14 protein-coding genes are annotated in these 15,657 nt (G+C 47.3%); 2 read left to right on the forward strand and 12 right to left on the reverse strand.

All coding sequences use genetic code 11. The annotated features are described in order from the left end of the window. Positions 1-17: 17 nt before the first annotated feature. Positions 18-629, reverse strand: a complete 612-nt coding sequence (locus AC5W2J_RS11940) for a nitroreductase family protein (protein WP_496059685.1) — start codon at positions 627-629, stop codon at positions 18-20. 128 nt (positions 630-757) lie between these two features. Beyond that, positions 758-1,474 carry a CAP domain-containing protein gene (locus AC5W2J_RS11945; RefSeq protein WP_496059686.1) on the reverse strand — a complete coding sequence of 239 codons (717 nt, stop codon included), beginning with the start codon at positions 1,472-1,474 and terminating at the stop codon, positions 758-760. Positions 1,475-1,759: 285 nt separating this feature from the next. On the opposite strand from AC5W2J_RS11945, the gene AC5W2J_RS11950 reads away from it, so the two are divergent. Beyond that, positions 1,760-3,352 (forward strand): peptide chain release factor 3, encoded by a 1,593-nt coding sequence (locus AC5W2J_RS11950; RefSeq protein ID WP_496059687.1) that lies wholly within the window; start codon positions 1,760-1,762, stop codon positions 3,350-3,352. Positions 3,353-3,643: 291 nt separating this feature from the next. Here AC5W2J_RS11950 and AC5W2J_RS11955 read toward each other — a convergent pair whose 3' ends face one another. The 4 genes from AC5W2J_RS11955 to AC5W2J_RS11970 form a co-directional block, all read right to left on the reverse strand. Then, positions 3,644-5,323 carry an ABC transporter permease gene (locus tag AC5W2J_RS11955; protein WP_496059688.1) on the reverse strand — a complete coding sequence of 560 codons (1,680 nt, stop codon included), beginning with the start codon at positions 5,321-5,323 and terminating at the stop codon, positions 3,644-3,646. A gap of 29 nt (positions 5,324-5,352) precedes the next feature. Continuing rightward, on the reverse strand, positions 5,353-6,429 hold the full coding sequence (locus AC5W2J_RS11960) for an extracellular solute-binding protein (RefSeq protein ID WP_496059689.1): 1,077 nt from the start codon (positions 6,427-6,429) through the stop codon (positions 5,353-5,355). A gap of 172 nt (positions 6,430-6,601) precedes the next feature. After that, complete coding sequence (locus tag AC5W2J_RS11965; protein WP_496059690.1) at positions 6,602-7,654, reverse strand: ABC transporter ATP-binding protein; 1,053 nt, start codon at positions 7,652-7,654, stop codon at positions 6,602-6,604. Between the two features lie 638 nt (positions 7,655-8,292). Next, positions 8,293-8,670, reverse strand: coding sequence for a VOC family protein (locus AC5W2J_RS11970; protein WP_496059691.1), 378 nt, complete (start codon positions 8,668-8,670; stop codon positions 8,293-8,295). A 249-nt stretch (positions 8,671-8,919) separates the two neighbouring features. On the opposite strand from AC5W2J_RS11970, the gene AC5W2J_RS11975 reads away from it, so the two are divergent. Then, the gene (locus AC5W2J_RS11975) at positions 8,920-9,876 is read left to right on the forward strand and encodes an alpha/beta fold hydrolase (RefSeq protein WP_496059692.1); all 957 of its coding nucleotides are present in this window, start codon (positions 8,920-8,922) and stop codon (positions 9,874-9,876) included. 42 nt (positions 9,877-9,918) lie between these two features. Here AC5W2J_RS11975 and AC5W2J_RS11980 read toward each other — a convergent pair whose 3' ends face one another. From AC5W2J_RS11980 to AC5W2J_RS12005, 6 genes are all read right to left on the reverse strand, one after another. Further along, positions 9,919-10,767, reverse strand: coding sequence for an SDR family oxidoreductase (locus AC5W2J_RS11980; protein WP_496059693.1), 849 nt, complete (start codon positions 10,765-10,767; stop codon positions 9,919-9,921). Positions 10,768-10,856: 89 nt separating this feature from the next. Further along, positions 10,857-11,945 carry an NAD(P)/FAD-dependent oxidoreductase gene (locus AC5W2J_RS11985; RefSeq protein WP_496059694.1) on the reverse strand — a complete coding sequence of 363 codons (1,089 nt, stop codon included), beginning with the start codon at positions 11,943-11,945 and terminating at the stop codon, positions 10,857-10,859. A 19-nt stretch (positions 11,946-11,964) separates the two neighbouring features. After that, entirely contained in the window at positions 11,965-13,392 is a 1,428-nt protein-coding gene (locus AC5W2J_RS11990; RefSeq protein ID WP_496059695.1) for a dihydrolipoyl dehydrogenase family protein, read from the reverse strand. Continuing rightward, on the reverse strand, positions 13,389-13,982 hold the full coding sequence (locus tag AC5W2J_RS11995; RefSeq protein WP_496059696.1) for a CDP-alcohol phosphatidyltransferase family protein: 594 nt from the start codon (positions 13,980-13,982) through the stop codon (positions 13,389-13,391). Before AC5W2J_RS11995 ends, AC5W2J_RS11990 begins: the two co-directional genes overlap by 4 nt. Then, positions 13,982-14,656 carry a TVP38/TMEM64 family protein gene (locus AC5W2J_RS12000; protein ID WP_496059697.1) on the reverse strand — a complete coding sequence of 225 codons (675 nt, stop codon included), beginning with the start codon at positions 14,654-14,656 and terminating at the stop codon, positions 13,982-13,984. Before AC5W2J_RS12000 ends, AC5W2J_RS11995 begins: the two co-directional genes overlap by 1 nt. Then, complete coding sequence (locus AC5W2J_RS12005) at positions 14,653-15,645, reverse strand: ABC transporter ATP-binding protein (protein WP_496059698.1); 993 nt, start codon at positions 15,643-15,645, stop codon at positions 14,653-14,655. The genes AC5W2J_RS12000 and AC5W2J_RS12005 overlap by 4 nt, the downstream gene beginning before the upstream one ends. Positions 15,646-15,657: the final 12 nt, after the last annotated feature.

The following is a 15,657-nucleotide window of genomic DNA, read 5'->3' on the forward strand; positions in this document are numbered from 1 at the left end:
AGCGGGAATTTCATTATTTAAAAAGAGTCTTTAATCAGCACATCTTCTACCGGGAAGCGTTTGGATTTCCGCGCTTCTCCTGTTTTTTTGCCGACAGAAATGAGCATAACCGGTATATAGCGGTCAGGTACATTGAATGCTTCTACAAAAGCCGCTTTATCAAATCCGCCCATCGGAACAGTGTCATATCCTTTTTCTTTTGCTGCCAGCATCAGCTGCATCGAAGCAAGGGAGGCGTTGATCAACGCTTCATCTTTCGCAAAGCCTTCTCTTTCGTATGCTCCATGAATATTTGCCACGAGCTGTGTTTTAATATCTTCTGTCATTTTGCCCGCTTCTACTGCTTCTGCGTAAACCGCGTCCGCATGAATATTGGCTTCTTTATCTCCAAGAACAGCAATAGTCGCTGAGCTTTCTGCCACCTGCTTCTGGTTATACGCAATCGGAAGCAGCTCCTGCTTCTTTTCATCGGATGTAACGGCAAGAAATTTCCAGTGCTGCAGGTTCCAGGAGGATGGAGCCTGCACCGCTGCCTCAATGATATCCTGAAGATCCTGTTCCGGCATATCGGCTTTTGTATCGAATGCACGAATGGACTGGCGTTCTTTCATTAACTGTATTGTTGTCATTTGTCTCAACCCCGCTTTGTTTTTTTGCCATTCATATAGTCTCATGAAGCAGTTCTTGTTGCAAATCATACGAAATATCTGCATGCAAAAAAATCCTCCCGTTCCCGGGAGGATTCTCGTCTGTTTATTTATCTGGTGACAAACATCTGCGTCCAGTACGTGCCGTACTCGCCGCCTTCTGCATAACCAATACCAATATGCGTGAAGTTTTCATTCATGATGTTCTCACGGTGTCCTTCTGAATTCATCCACGCGTTCACAACCGCTTCGGGACTGTCCTGGCCGGCAGCAATATTTTCACCTGCCGCGCTGTAGGAAATACCAAAGGTGTTCATCATATCAAACGGGCTTCCATAATTCGGGCTTTCGTGAGCAAAGTAACCGGCGTCGCGGAGATCCTCAGACTTCGTATTTGCAACATCAGCTAAATCTCCATAGCTCTGAAGCGGCTGAAGGCCTGCCTGTTCTCTTTCCACATTTGTCAGTCTTATGACTTCCTGCTCAAATGCAGCCTCTGAATCCGATACTTCGCTGTCAGATGCAGGCTCTGCTTCTGCAGCCTCTGCTGCTGGTGCCGCTTCCGAGGACTGACCTGTCGCTTCCTCAGCTGCTGCTTCGTCTGTGTCAGGGATAGCAATGCTCTGATTTACAGAAATGACATTTTCATTTGCAATGCCTGGATTCTCTGAAAGGACTTCTTCCACCGAAACACCGTGCTCTTCCGCTATACCAAACAGCGTATCCCCCTGCTGGACGGAATATGTCTGTGAAGATTGAGCAAAAACGGCAACCGGGAAAATCATAAGTACTGCTAAAGATCCAATAACTTTTTTCAAACGATCCACCTCCTATAAATAGTATCCCACAATGCTTTGACGAGGAAACAGGAAAAACGTTACATTTTTTTATCTATTTAAGGATCTAATAGTTTATTTTTGATGTTCCTCATTCAAATCGTTATGAAACAACCGGTCATTCTTTGTACATGAGAACGCCTTCCTGCCATTATACATGATATCTTCCTAAAATTGTATCTTCATTTTTATTGTGTATGCTGATTTCATCCTATATGATGAGAAAGGACAGTTAAGTCAGCTCGTTAGATCTTGATAGAAGAAAGGATTGCATTCATGAGTACTTGGAAGGACGAAATAGCTTCACGTAAAACATTTGCTATTATTTCCCACCCGGATGCGGGAAAAACCACCCTCACCGAAAAGCTTCTTTATTTTGGAGGAGCGATCCGCGAGGCAGGATCGGTTAAAGGGAAAAAGAACACGAAACACGCAACAAGTGACTGGATGGAAATTGAAAAACAAAGAGGAATTTCCGTCACAAGCTCAGTAATGGAATTCAGGTACCGTGATTATCATATAAATATTCTTGATACGCCCGGACACGAAGATTTCAGTGAAGATACCTACCGGACCCTTACCGCAGCCGACTCTGCAACCATGTTGATCGATGCCGCCAAAGGGGTGGAAGCCCAGACGAAAAAGCTGTTTAAAGTCTGCCGGCTCCGCAGCATCCCTATTTTCACGTTTATTAACAAGCTTGACCGCCAGGGACGTGATCCATTTGAATTGATGGAAGAAATGGAGAACCTTCTCGGCATCCGCTCTTATCCAATGAACTGGCCGATTGGAATGGGAAGGGATTTTCAGGGGATCTATGACCGGATTAATAAAAAGATCGAGCTGTTTGATCCTGATAACCCATCCAACATTCAGGTTAAAAATGTATCGGGCCCGAGTGACCCGGTTCTTATCGACTTTATCGACCCCTCTCTGCTGGAGCAGTTCAAGGAAGAAATGGAACTGCTGGATGTAGCAGGGGATCCTTATGATGAGAAGCGTATTCTTTCTGGAGAATTGACGCCGGTGTTTTTTGGCAGTGCGATTTCCAACTTTGGCGTACAGAACTATTTGGAGCATTTCCTAAAGCTTGCTCCGGCTCCTGTGCCGCGTGACAGCGACATCGGCCCGATATCACCGATGGATGCGGAATTTTCCGGATTTGTTTTTAAGATTCAGGCGAACATGAACCCAAAGCACCGCGATCGAATTGCTTTTCTGCGGATTACGTCGGGCAAGTATACTCAGGGAATGAGCGTACGACACGTACGGCTTGAAAAATCCATGCGCCTGGCCCAGCCCACGCAGTTTCTCGCGCAGGACCGCAATATTGTCAAAGAAGCCTATGCCGGTGATATTATCGGCCTGTTTGACCCCGGCACGTTCCGGATTGGTGATACGCTGGCTGAGAGAACCTCGTTTTCTTTTGATGAAATGCCGCACTTTTCCCCGGAGCATTTCACGGCTATTACTGTGAAAGACGCCATGAAGCATAAATCATACGAAAAAGGCCTCCAGCAGCTTTCCGAAGAAGGCGCCATTCAGCTGTTCCATACGTACAAGCGCTTTCCGGAACTGCAGATTGTCGGCGTCATCGGTGTGCTTCAGTTCGAAGTACTTGAATACCGGCTGAAAAATGAGTACCATGCCGATATTAAAATGGAGCGCCTTCCGTATTCGATTGCCCGCTGGATCGACGGCCCGGAAAAAGATATGGAGCTGTTCAAGCAGAAGCAGAAACAGCTCGTAACAGACCGGGACGGCCGGATCGTCGCCCTGTTTGATAATGAATTTCAAATGAACATGACAAAAGATAAGTACCCGTCTCTTTCCTTTTATGAGAACTCATATTTGAAAAAGATCTGGTAAAAACAACAAAAAGCAGCCAAATTGGCTGCTTTTTTTCAGGCTGTTGAAAAAGGCAGAAAACACGTATTTTTATACAAAAAACTGTACGGGGTCGCTTTCCGCAGGCCATGTCTCAGCTAAAGAGAAAAAAATCGTCCTCTTTATCTTCGCCGATGGCTGTTCTGCAGGAGTCTCCCCCTGTTTTTTGCTTCATTGTTGACAGACGTTCTAAAGAATTCAGATCCTGTATAGATATACTTGATGGAGTGATTTCTCGACAATCTGAAAAAGCAGCCAAATTGGCTGCTTTTTTTAGTATCGTTTTAATAAATAACGCAGAGGAACGATGGAGATAAGAATAATCAACAGCGCCGCCGGAGCCGCCTGATGATAAATGGCTTCACTTGTTTCCACCCAGATTCTTACAGCCAGCGTGTCAAAACCCGGAGGCCGGAGAAGAAGGGTGGCCGGAAGCTCCTTGATGGAGCTTACAAATACGAGTGCCCCGCCTGCGAGCACGCCGGGCAGCATAGCCGGTAGAATAACCTTTATCATCACCTTCCACGGCGGCTGGCCGAGGCTTCTTGCCGCTTCGTCAATTCTTGGGGAGATCAGGCTGAGTGACGCCGCACTGGACTGCATCGCCTGTGGCAGAAAGCGCACGACAAAAGCGACCGCGACCAGAAACATCGTATTGTACAGCCATGGAATGTACTGATTAAATAAGAAAATCAGCCCAAGTGCTACAATAACACCGGGCAGCGCGTAGCCCGAATAGCTCAGTTTATCTATAGTCGTTGAGAACACACTCGGGTAGCGGGACGTTAAATAAACGAGCGGGACAGCCATGATCATGCAGAACAGGGCTGCCAGCCCGGACACCCGGAAGCTGTTCCAGGCAAACTCCCAGAAATCGCTGTCCAAAGCTCCTTCTCCCACCCCTATATACGACCAGTATAAAAGAACAGTTACCGGCAGAAGCACGGAGATAAAAAATACGATCGACACATACAGCACGGAAAGCAGCTTCCACTTCCCGAGCGGCAGCGTTTCCGGCTCCGCATAGCTGTTGGATGTCTGGTAGTATTTCTGTTTTCTTTTTGTTTTAGACTCCGTCCACAAAATCACCAGCGTAAGAGCAATCAGCACGACACTCAGTACAGTAGCGGAAATATTATCGAAACTTCCCATCTGATAATAGATAGCCGCCGTAAATGTCGTGTAGCGTAGCATCGCTATCGCCCCGAAGTCAGACAGCACATACAAGGCAATCAGAATAGCGCCGGCACCTATGGCCGGCCGCAGGAAAGGCATGTTTACTTTCCAGAAAACCTGGCCCGTGGACATCCCCTGAGAACGCGCCACCTCTTCGTAACTCCGGTTCATTTTACGTAAAGATGCGCTCGCAATTAAAAAGACATACGGGTATGTAAACATAGTGAGTACAAAAAATACGCCCCAAAAAGAATACATATTCAACGGATAGTCTGCTGCCAGAAATTCCATATCGCGCCAGATGCCGGCCGCCCATCCGGTCGGGCCAAATACAATAATATAAGCCATCGCCCCTACATAAGGAGGAATAACAAGCGGCAGGGCAAGCATCCACTGCCAGTGCCTTTTCCCCGGCAGATCCGTGCGGTTTACAATCCAGGCCAGGGAAACGCCGAGCAGCACAGCAAACACTGTTACCATCGCTGTTAAGGACAATGTATTCCATAATAATTCAGGTATCCTGGTATCAAGCAGCCTGGCCCAGCTGTCCGCACCTGCCCCGGCGGACTGCAGCACTACATATACAACCGGCACTGCCATCAGCAGCGCAATCAGCGCACAGATGCCAAACAGGAAAAAGCCCGGCGGATTGCCGTTCCATACAGTCATCCACCAGCCCATGCGATCCCCCTGCTGTTTTCTATACTTAAAGGCTGAGAAATGATTCTTCTCAGCCTTGGCAGAATGTTCCTTTTTCATTTCTTTTTTGTTGTTCATAAAGACAGCTCCTATACAGCTTGACGCGTTTAACGAATTTCCAGATCGAGTCCGGAATCTTCTATCAGCTCACGAGTATCTTCCCACACTTCACCAAGATCGCGCAATGGTAGATCATGTGTCTTGTAGTCATCAATACTCGCTGCATCTTCAATTGGCTCAATATCCGGGTTAATAGGAACCTCTAAAGAATCATAGGAGAACGCCTGCTGGTTCTCTTCTTCCAGCACCCAGTCTAAAAATATGCGGGCATTCTCTTCATTAGGGGCCCCTTCAATCAGACCGACACCGGCTGCGTTAACTACCGCACCCATTTCATCTTCCTCCTGGTCTGGATAAATTACTCCGACATTGTTATCGGTCGGTTCCTGCAGCTGTTGATGGTAGTAGTAGTTGTTAACGAGACCAAAAGAAAATTCTCCTGCGCCTACGCCGCGGCGGATATCTCCGTGTCCATCAAGAACGGCCGCTGCATTATCCTGCACGCCATTAATCCATTCTGATGTCGCTTCGTCTCCCCACTCCTGGCGGAGAGCGGAAACATGGCCGATCATGCCCCCGTTGCCTCCACGGGTAATCGCAAACTCTCCTTCGTATTCCTCGTCCGTCAGATCTTCGATCCGCTTAGGCATTTCTTCTTCTGTAATCATATCTTTATTGTACATAAGCACACGGGTTCTTGCGGAAAGTGCAAACCACGAGCCGTCTTCTGCCCGGTATATTTCATCAATACTTTCTATGTTTTCCGGTTCTGCTTCCTGAAGAAAGCCTTCCAGCCTAAGGTGTTCCAACGCGCCGACGTCATTAGAAATAAAAATATCCGACTGAACGTTGTTCTCTTCTCCTTTAATACGGTTCACTGCATTATCATCAAGAGCGAGCATATTCACTTCAACCCCTGTATCTTCTGTGAATTTCTCAAGCAGAGGCCCGACAAACTCTTCGTTCCTCGATGTGTAAACAGTCAATTCTCCATCTGCTTCTTCCACAGACCCTTCCCCGCTGCCTGATTCTTCTTCTGTTTCCTCCTCCTGCCCGCATGCTGCCATAACAAGTGCCAGTGACGCTGCAGAAGTTAAAACTAATGATTTTTTAAACAAATTCATTTTTATACCCCCTATTTAATTGAAAGTGATTATCATTCCCAATCACTAGTGTAATCGATAACAATAAAGAAGGCAATCGTTTGTTGAAAAATGTCGAAAAGTGAACATATTTCTGGATAATCCTGCAAAAAAAGCCTCGTACCAGGGCACGAAGGCTTGTACTTTTTTTCTATTATTCAACCAGGGCTACTAATTCCGGAGTAATATCAAATGAAACGATAGAGCCGGGCTCAATGTCCGTTTCCACCGGCGCATAAATGCTCATTGCTTCCTCGGTGGATCCTTTGAGACGCACAGTAAGTTCCTGAAACTCACCGCCGTAGGTTACGGTTTCTACTACCCCGTTATACCGGCCTTCTTCCGAAAGCCTGCAGCCTTCCGGACGAATTGATATTTTTACGTTTTCTATCATTTCCTCCGAATGAGAAGGGAGGCATACTTTTCCGATATGGGTATCGACATGCTTCAAATCCTGGCACATCGTTCCAGCCATTAAATTCGTCTTGCCGACAAATTGAGCCACAAAGCAGTTCCGCGGACAGCGGTACATTTCTTTAGGAGAGGCAATCTGCTGGACTTCCCCCTGGTTCATAACGACAATTCGATCCGATACGGCGAAGGCATCTTTCTGATCATGAGTCACAATGATTGCCGTTGTCCCGGTTTCCCGCAGAATACGTGTCACATCATATCTCATTTTTTCGCGCAGGCCGGCATCGAGATTACTAAATGGTTCATCCATTAAAATCAAATTAGGCTTTGGTGCAAGCGCCCGGGCTAATGCCACCCGCTGCTGCTGCCCGCCGGAGAGCTCATTTGGGTACCGGTTTCCATATGAAGCCAGTCCGACCAGCTCCAGTACCTCATCGGCACGTTTTCTTTTTTCGCGTGTTTTCCATTGATTCAATCCGAACATGACGTTCTTTTTTATCGTCAGGTGAGGAAACAGCGCATAGTCCTGAAACACCATGCCAATATTTCTTTTTTCCGGAGCGATGGTCTTTCCTTTAGCCGAAATCGTTCTATCGTCTAATTCAATGGTACCTTCAGAAGGCTGTTCAAATCCGGCAATCATTCGAAGCGTTGTTGTTTTTCCACATCCGCTCGGCCCCAGAAGAGAAATTATTTCACCTTTTTCAATATTAAGGGAAACGTTATGTACAGCAGGCGTTTCCGCATTTCTATGATAAAACTTTGTAATGTCTTTCAGATGTAGAAAACTCACAGCTTGCCCTCCTGAGTCTGCTTCCGCTGTTCAGCCGTCGGCAGTTGAGAATGATTTTCATTATTTAGTAAAGTATAGCACGGCAAAAAACCACTGGTCAACTAAAGGAAAAGCAAAAAAAGCTGCCACGGAATGACTCCGTGACAGCTTTTATCTATTTTTTAGTTAAAGAAGTAATGATCGTTTAGGCCTCTGCCTTCATTGTACTCGCTGAGCATCCGGTCTGCCTGTGTTTTAGAGTCCTGGTACATGTTTTCAAGCATGTGCATAAAGAAGTTTTTCAATTCATGCGCCTTCTTTCGTTTAAGATTTAACCTTATTATGCTCCTTATTTTAGGGTTTTGACAAAACCCTCCCGGGTTCAAGAAAACGGAAACATTCTTCATGAAAACGGTAATAAAACATCTTTATCTTCATTTTTCTCCTATTTCCTTATTATTTCTTTGTTTTACATTATTTTATCGTATGATCACTCTTTATGACACCGTTTTGACATATCTTTAAAGAAAAAAAGCCCTTGCTTGGGGGCAGTACAAATCGACTTTGCTGCGACAAAAATTCTTTGACAGCTTCTGCAAAAGTGAAAAATATAAAAAAGCTGACAAGGTCTGCCAGCTGAAACCTCTATTCATAAGGGCTTATTTCTTTTCCATAATGGCAAAGTAGTTTTCTTCATGATCAGCAAAGTTAAATACTCTGCCGGAGGGCATGTTTACAACCTCCCCTACTTTTACATCCTTATTGGAGAGATCTGCATATAATTCATCAAAAGCGTCTGTAAAAAATAGTAATGAAGGTGTCTCCAGGTTTACCCCGGGAGACATAGCCGCCACAAACTCTTTATTGTGCAGCACGATACTCGTTTCGGCGTCCGGAGCCGGGGCTATTTCAATCCATCTCATTCCGCTTTTATTTTCTTCCGCTATTACATGAAACCCCGCTTTTTCTTTCCAAAACGTTACCGCTTCATCCTGATCATTCACATACAGCATGATTTGACCGACCTTATTAATCATCCCTTTTCAACTCCTTATATAAGGTTATATTCAAGGACACCCTCGTAAGTTCTGATTACCGTTCGCACCGGGCATAAAGAACAATCTTCCTGCATAGTATCCTGTTCCCTGAACATGGAATAAATTAACATAAACCTGCGCGTTTTAGTTGAAAAACAATTGATCTGTAAAATAAATGAAATTATAATGAATGTACATTTAAATAGAGGCAGGTTCTACTAGATAAGACCCTTGTGAAAAGGAGGTCAGATGGCAGCGATGAAGGATGATACAAAGAAACGCCGGTTTGATAAATCCTTAGTCAACGATCCCCCCATTGGACATTTTTACAACGTGGAAGAACGACAGTTGGCACTCGATTATACCGGAATAGGAAGTCCGGCAGTAGTATTTTTACCGGCTGCCGGCATGATAGGTCTTGACTATCTGAACATTCACCAGGAAATAGCGAAGCAGACCACTTCCGTAATTTATGACCGCGCGGGAACGGGCTGGAGCGATCCGGTTAAGCTCCCCCGCAGCGCCGGGGAAGTCACAGATGAACTGCGGAACCTACTGATTTCCGCCCGGATACCCGCCCCTTATCTGTTCGTCGGCCATTCACTCGGCGGCATCTATGCCCAGCGGTTCGCACAGCGCTTCCCGGAAGAAACAGCGGGAATGCTGTTAATAGAACCACCGCACGAAGACTTTCTTACCCGTACACCAAGCTTCAAAAAACGATACCTTCCCCAGCAGGGCCTGGTGCTTTTCCAAACACTCCTGACATACAAGCGATCCTTCCGCCTTATATACGAGCAGATGCTTGCCGGATGGCCGGAGGCGTTACGTAAACCGCTGATCGATTATCATATGAAGACACTGCCAAAAACGATGGCAGAAAGAAAAAACATAAAAAGCGGACTTTATACTGAAATCCGCGAAGGAGGCAGGCTTCCTGATATCCCGGTGATCGTGTGTACAGTGTCTGGAATCGATCCGTTTACGAAGCTCATCACCAGCCCGGGTTTTCTGCGCGGAATGATTGCTCCCTTTAACGAGGCAAAACACACCATTTACTCGGCCTTAGCCGCTTCTGTTCCCCGCGGAGAGCATCGCACCGTCGAACATGCCGGACATGCTACCATTCACACGGATAATCCGGATGAAGTCATCAACGCCATCCAGCATCTGCTCGATTTAAATGGAACGCGCCATGAGAATTAAAGCAAAAAGACTATAGAGCAAAACTCTTTTCAACTCGTTGATCTACTCTATCCAGTTATCTTTGTAATCTTCAATATATGTCCGCATATCTGCAGGCTTTTTACCTGTTATTTTCTCATAATCGTCCTTAATTCCCTTTGCTAATCCCAGCTTTGTCGGGATATGAATGCCTACTACAACGTTAATAAACTCTTCTTTTTCCCCTCTTTTTTTCATAAATACTTTAAATTCTTTCACTGAAGGATTTGTGTATTCTATCGTAATGCCTAGAATGTCCGTCATTATTTCTGCCGTTTCATAAAAACTGAGAGCCTCTCTGCCTGTAATTTCGTAGCTTTTGTTTTTATGTTTTTCAGGATAAATCAATGCTTCGGCTGAGATTTCAGCTAAGTCTCTTGTATCAACAAAGCTCGTTTTCCCTTTACCTGCCGGGACAAAAATACGCTGTCTTTCTTTGATTTCTTTACGCAGAAAATCATTTAGGTTCTGCATAAAATAACCTGCCCGTACAAATGTATAAGGAATGCCGGATTTTTTGATTAACTTTTCCATTTTATAATGATGTATAAAGGGCAGGTACTGCACATCTTTAAGTGATAAGTAGGCAATGTGCTTTATTCCACTGTTTTTTGCCTTTTCTATAAAAGTATCAAATGCCAGGTTACTTCCAGGCGGGTACATTAAAAATATACGATCTGCCTGTTCAAGAGCTTTATCAAATGTATGTGGATCTGCAAAATCAAGACGTACGAACTCGTATGTCTCCCCAAACGTTTCTTTAGCTTTTTCAGGGTGCCGAACGCCGCAAATCATAGAAATATCTTTATCCTTAAGCTGTTGAGCAACTTCGCCGCCAACCTTCCCCGTAAAACCGGTAACTAAAATTTTCATGACCGCTCCTTTCTTAAATTAAAATAGGCTGGCTGATGCCCGGTTTTATACCAAACTTCAACCAGCCATTCAGCTGTGATCTCAAAAAATTACATCTCCTCCACGCGAAGAGATGCCATAAATTTTTTATCGATTTTATTTTTTACCTGCCAGGCGGCAGAGCCTTTCATGTGACGTTTTCCTCTTATGAGCAGGCCTTTCTTTCCACCGAGGGACAGAATAGCCATGTATTTTCTCTGCGGCGTAAATGTCTGCCCTGGACCCCCTTGGAAAAAAGCCGTAATGTTTTCTTTCAGCACGGGCGCCTGCCGGATTGCGTATACGCCGTTTTTAGGAAGGTCCGGGTAGGCGTCGATCGTGACGCTGTCCCCCGCTCCAAACAATCCCGGCAGTCCCGGCACTTCCATCCCGGCAGTCACGCGCAGGGAACCGTCTTCTGCAGTTGGAAGCAAAGAAGCCTGGAACACCGGGTGAGCGGCACTTCCTGTCAGCCAGAGCGCTTCATCAAATGAGTGCCGGCTGCTGTCAGTATTCAGTGCTCCTTCTGTTTCTTCGGCGCGCCCCTCTTCTATAATCTGCACTTTCTGCTTGTGAAGAATCTGCCGAACCACCTGCTGAATCCGCCTGGTTTCGGTCGGCATGATGCCGCCGGAGGAAAACAAACGCACCGGATGGGCCGACCTGCGGTGCTTTTTCCGCCAGGCCTGGAGCGAGAGGGCCATTTCGACTCCGCCGTACCCGCTTCCAATGACCGCAGGCTGTTCCGCACAGCGCATTCGTTCTACCGTGTCCGGCACCCCAAGCGCCGGTTTAAGGACATGGGATCCCCTGCCGGCAGAAACACCCGCGGTTTTGGCTCCGATGTTAATCGAGGCCGCATCAAAGAACAGCGTGTCGCCCCGGTCCGTCTCCACCTGCTTTTGATGATAATCCACTTTTATCGCAGCCCCCTCCAGAAAAGACCCTCCGTGCCTGCGGCAGAAAGAACCCAGCTCCACGCGGATGTCTTCTTTTTCGTAGAGTCCTTCCATTAAACCGGAAAACATGCCGGAGTAGTAATGGTACGGACCCGGGGACAGCAGAATCCATTCTATCTCTTTTTTGTCTGCTGCGCTCCAGTCGCGGATCATCGTTAAATGGGCATGGCCGGCTCCGATTAGAATCAGGCGCTTGGGCATATCGCTTTCCTCCTTTCTCTTACCGGAACGTCTGCACGTATTTCTTGAGCAGCTTTGTTACGCTGCTGTCAAAAAGCTTTTCCCTCCAGTAAATGTCGGCTGCTTTTTTCAGGATTTCCCCGCGCGATGGGTACGGATAAACAATACTTGAAAACGAGCGGAGCGGCTTCTTCCAGGCTTTTGCCGCTACAACTTCGTGCATCCAGTCGGACGCATTTTTTCCAGCTGCATGCGCGCCTAAAATTCTGCCGCGCTTATCGGTAATAATTTTCATAAGCGGCGTTTTGTCCCGCTCTGCAATAAAACGGTCCACCTCTCCACCAGTTACTTTATATACATTGATGCTCTCTCCGTACTGATCCCTCGCCTGCTGCTCTGTCAGTCCAAGCCGGAACAGCTCCGGCTCTGTGTAAAAAACCCACGGCAGCGTGCTGTAGGACACTTTCCGGCGCAGGCCGAACACCGCGTTGGTGACGACAATCTGCCCTTCCAGGCCGGCCGCATGTGTAAATGCATACGTTCCGGTTACGTCTCCTACTGCATAAATATGAGGCGCTTTAGTCTGAAGCGTTGGTTTCACGGGGATACTGCCATCCTTTGCCGGGTCAATTCCTGCTTTGTCGAGCTGCAGCAAATCGGTATTGGGCCTGCGGCCGGCCGCAATCAGCAGCGCGTCCGCTTTTACTTTCTCCCCGTTGGACAAGACGGCGTACGTATGTCCGGAGGCGTCGTCTTTTTCCAGCGCCTCCACCCGTGTATCCGGAATAAAGTCAAGCTCTTCAAGCAGCGCATTCTGCACCTGCCTGCCAATCTCTTCTTCTTCATTCGGAAACAGCCGCGGCGCATTATCGACGATGGTCACGTTTGCACCGAGTCGGGCCAGTACCTGGGCGAGCTCTACGCCAACCGGGCCTCCTCCCACGCAGACGATGTGCCCGGGAAGTTCTTCGGCGTCGAAGATCGTTTCATTTGTGTAATATGGAAGCACCTCTATGTTATCGATCGGAGGAATAACCGGTTTTGAGCCAGTGGCAATCACGATCCGCTTTCCTTCAATTTCTTCGCCGTCCCCAAGCTTTACTGTGTGGGGGCCTGTAAATACAGCTTCTTTCAAAAACACATCCACGCCCATTTCCTCAAAGCGGGACACATCGTCCATTACCTGAATATCGTCTATCGCATCATGCACTCTCCGATTTACCTGTGCGAGAGAGACCTCACCGGAGAGTGTCAGATTATGCCGGGAAGCGGCCTGTCTTGCCTGATGAATTTCTTTTCCCGCCGCAATAAATGCTTTGGACGGCACACAGCCGGCGTGAAGACAGTCCCCGCCGAGGTTATTCTTTTTTTCAATCAACGCTACTGAAGCACCGAACTGGGCAGCACCGGATGCGGCCGTTAAGCCGCCGGATCCGCCTCCGATAATAATAAGATCGTATGTTTTCATTCTGCCGGCTCCTTTAATATTTTTTTAGCCTCCATTAAACGCTGGATGCCTGTAAACACTTCTACAAATAGAAATAACATCGTGGAATAAAGCAGAATCGAAGGAAACAGGATCATGATCGTAAACAAGATAAACCCTTCCGTCCGCTCTGCGAGCCCTGCCTGATAGTAAAAAGATTTTATTCCTTTTTGCTCCGAGACGGTACCAACCGTTAAAAACACGGTCATTGAAAAAATGATCGACACGCTCAGGAGCAGAAACAGCCACATTAAATCCGGGAATAAAAAAGCAAGCCCCAGCAGTACGCTGATCTCTACAAGCCGGTCAAACGTGACGTCCATTACGGTGCCAAAGGCAGAGGGCTTCGTTTTGCGGGCCATCGATCCGTCCACGGCATCCAGAAAACCGGAAATCCACAGCAGCAGGACGGCTGCGGGCCCAAACCCCAAATAAACAAGCGGCCCTGCCGCTACGCCGATAATAAAAGAGGCCACCGTCACCTGATTGGCGGACAATCCCCTGCGGAGAAAGAAATCCGCTGCATGTCCAATGACAGGCTGTACATATTTTCTGGCATGCGTATCAAGCATTAGCTATCGTCCTCATCTATGGATGCTTTATTGATAATATCTCTTCCTACTCTTACCCTTTTTAATAAATAAACAAAAGCGGTAATCGCCAGGAATACACTGGCAGCTATAATAATCTGTGTAAAGTCGCCGCTCACAAGTCCCGATCCAAGCAGGCTGTATCCGAGCGCTCCGGGGAAAATACCAATAAGCGTAGCGGCCGCATAAGCTCGGAAACGAATCGTCGACAGCCCGCAAATATAGCTGACCAGATCAAAATTCAGCACCGGAATCAGCCTCATAATGAGCGCATACAGGAATCCATTTTCATTCAGCTGGGTCTGAAAAACAGCGGCTTTTCCTTTCCACTTGCTGCCAATCACTTTTCCACCGAGCATCCGGGCAATATAAAAGGAAAGAATCGATCCTCCCATTGCACCGATCATAATGTAGATAACACCTTCTACCGGCCCAAAGGCAAGTCCTCCGGCCAGCGAAAAGACAGACGCCGGGAAGAATACGAGCGAGCGCAGTGTATAAAGGACGATATATACAACAGGCGCCATCCATCCGTAGGAATCGATCACCTGTTCAATATCGCCGGGACGAAATTGAAACACCTGGACATTCAGCCAGACCAGAACGGCAGCAACAACTGCCACCCCTGCAAGCAGAAGCGTTTTCTTATAGGTCATGCTTTCTCACCTTCTACCCGAAGCGTCGCCGTACTTTCTGAAAAAAGCAGGGACTCCTCCGGAGCGTAGAGAACCACCTGGTCTCCAGGCCGCGCAGCGTTGGATTCGTTCCGTAAAGCGATAATGACCTTTTCTTCCTCCAAATAATAATTGTAAAACTGTAGTCCGTAGGCTTGTCTTTCTTCCTGAACGACAGCCCGAAACGTCCGGGACGGCTCTGTGATTTTTTTAGTAGTTACTGCAGCGAGCGGCACGAATGCCCCTTCTTTTGTGAAAAATCCTTCCGACGCAAGCGAAGCAGCAATCGGATGGACCGGCCGGCGGTATAGTTCTTCCGGCAGCCCGGACTGCAGAATTTTCCCTTCACCGAGGACAGCCATTTTATCTCCCATCTGCTCGGCTTCCTCACGGTCATGCGTCACAAACAGCGCCGTCACTCCTTCTTCTTTCAGGACTTCCTTTACCCACAGCCTCATGGAGCGGCGGAGTTCTGAATCGAGGTGGGAAAATGGTTCATCCATTAACAGCAGCTTCGGCTTAACGATTAAAGCCCGGGCAAGCGATATCCGCTGCTGCTCGCCTCCCGAACATTCCGCCGGAAACTTTTTCCCGAATCCGGCAAGACCTACCTTTTCCAAAAAAATCTCCGCTTTCTGTCTTCGCTGTTTCACCGGCATTTTTTTTACTTTTAACCCGTAAGCGGTATTGTCCGCTGCATTCATATGTGGAAACAACAGCGGCTTTTGAAACATCATGACGACCGGACGTCGTTCCGCCGGCGTTCCTTTGACGTTTTCCCCGTTAATGAAAATATCTCCCGCGTCCTCTTTTATAATCCCGGCAATGGTCCGCAGCAGGGTCGTTTTCCCCGTGCCGGACCGTCCGAGAATGCTCATTGTTTCGCCCCGTTCAAGCTCGATATCAATCTCATTGAGGACGACATCGTTTTGATACTGTTTGGTTAAAGACCGAATCTCTAAATATGTCAAATTATCACCTGC

It is taken from the genome of Sinobaca sp. SA16-1 (assembly GCF_059510515.1).

Excerpts from the sequence above, each read along its gene's own strand:
- AC5W2J_RS11940 (WP_496059685.1), bottom strand. The coding sequence starts at position 629 with ATGACAACAATACAGTTAATGAAAGAACGCCAGTCCATTCGTGCATTC.
- AC5W2J_RS11950 (WP_496059687.1), top strand. The coding sequence starts at position 1,760 with ATGAGTACTTGGAAGGACGAAATAGCTTCACGTAAAACATTTGCTATT.
- AC5W2J_RS11955 (WP_496059688.1), bottom strand. The coding sequence starts at position 5,323 with ATGAACAACAAAAAAGAAATGAAAAAGGAACATTCTGCCAAGGCTGAG.
- AC5W2J_RS11960 (WP_496059689.1), bottom strand. The coding sequence starts at position 6,429 with ATGAATTTGTTTAAAAAATCATTAGTTTTAACTTCTGCAGCGTCACTG.
- AC5W2J_RS11970 (WP_496059691.1), bottom strand. The coding sequence starts at position 8,670 with ATGATTAATAAGGTCGGTCAAATCATGCTGTATGTGAATGATCAGGAT.
- AC5W2J_RS11975 (WP_496059692.1), top strand. The coding sequence starts at position 8,920 with ATGGCAGCGATGAAGGATGATACAAAGAAACGCCGGTTTGATAAATCC.
- AC5W2J_RS11980 (WP_496059693.1), bottom strand. The coding sequence starts at position 10,767 with ATGAAAATTTTAGTTACCGGTTTTACGGGGAAGGTTGGCGGCGAAGTT.
- AC5W2J_RS11985 (WP_496059694.1), bottom strand. The coding sequence starts at position 11,945 with ATGCCCAAGCGCCTGATTCTAATCGGAGCCGGCCATGCCCATTTAACG.
- AC5W2J_RS11990 (WP_496059695.1), bottom strand. The coding sequence starts at position 13,392 with ATGAAAACATACGATCTTATTATTATCGGAGGCGGATCCGGCGGCTTA.
- AC5W2J_RS11995 (WP_496059696.1), bottom strand. The coding sequence starts at position 13,982 with ATGCTTGATACGCATGCCAGAAAATATGTACAGCCTGTCATTGGACAT.
- AC5W2J_RS12000 (WP_496059697.1), bottom strand. The coding sequence starts at position 14,656 with ATGACCTATAAGAAAACGCTTCTGCTTGCAGGGGTGGCAGTTGTTGCT.